This window comes from Colwellia hornerae (genome assembly GCF_007954355.1).
In the GTDB taxonomy this organism is placed as follows: Bacteria; Pseudomonadota; Gammaproteobacteria; order Enterobacterales; family Alteromonadaceae; genus Colwellia_A; species Colwellia_A hornerae.
Genome location: NZ_VOLR01000084.1, coordinates 1 through 1,167 on the forward strand (window position 1 = coordinate 1; position 1,167 = coordinate 1,167).

Here is a 1,167-nt window from a genome sequence, read left to right on the forward strand (position 1 = left end):
AATGGCTAAAGCAAAATTTGAACGTTTAAAACCGCATGTAAACGTTGGTACTATCGGACACGTTGATCACGGTAAAACTACTTTAACAGCTGCTATCTCTGCAGTATTAACTAAAGTACACGGTGGTGAAGTTAAAGATTTCGCACAAATCGATAATGCTCCTGAAGAGCGTGAACGTGGTATTACTATCAATACTTCTCACATCGAGTACGATACAGAAGTTCGTCACTACGCACACGTAGATTGTCCTGGTCACGCCGATTATATCAAAAACATGATCACTGGTGCTGCACAAATGGATGGCGCTATCTTAGTAGTTGCTGCTACAGATGGTCCTATGCCACAAACACGTGAGCACATCTTGTTATCACGTCAGGTTGGTGTTCCATATATCATCGTATTCATGAACAAATGTGATGTTGTAGACGATGAAGAACTACTAGAATTAGTAGAAATGGAAATTCGTGAACTTCTTTCTGAATATGACTTCCCAGGTGATGATTTACCGGTAATTCAAGGTTCAGCTTTAGGCGCTCTACAAGGCGACGAAAAGTGGGAAGCAAAAATCATCGAACTTGCTGATCAATTAGATAACTACATTCCAGAGCCAGAGCGTGCAATCGACGGAGCATTCATCATGCCTATCGAAGATGTATTCTCAATTGCTGGTCGTGGTACTGTTGTTACTGGTCGTGTTGAGCGCGGTATCATCAAAATTGGTGAAGAAGTAGAAGTTGTTGGTATCCGTGATACTCAAAAATCTACTTGTACTGGTGTTGAAATGTTCCGTAAGCTTCTAGACGAAGGTCGTGCTGGCGAGAACTGTGGTGTACTTTTACGTGGTCTTAAGCGTGAAGATGTTGAACGTGGTCAAGTATTATGTAAGCCTGGTTCAATTTCACCTCATACAAAATTCGAATCAGAAGTATACGTGTTAAGTAAAGATGAAGGTGGTCGTCATACGCCATTCTTTAAAGGATACCGTCCACAGTTTTACTTCCGTACAACAGATATCACAGGTGCTGTAGAGCTTCCTGAAGGTGTTGAAATGGTAATGCCTGGCGACAACTTGAAATTTGTTGTTGAGCTAATCAACCCAGTAGCGATGGATGAAGGTTTACGCTTCGCTATCCGTGAAGGTGGTCGTACTGTTGGTGCTGGTGTTGT

At 42.1% G+C, this 1,167-nt stretch carries 1 protein-coding gene; it reads left to right on the forward strand.

Translation table 11 applies throughout. From position 1 onward, the window contains the following. Nucleotide 1: 1 nt before the first annotated feature. Nucleotides 2–1,167 (forward strand): elongation factor Tu (gene tuf / locus ESZ26_RS19035; protein WP_146801394.1); only part of this gene is annotated, 1,166 nt, incomplete at its 3' end.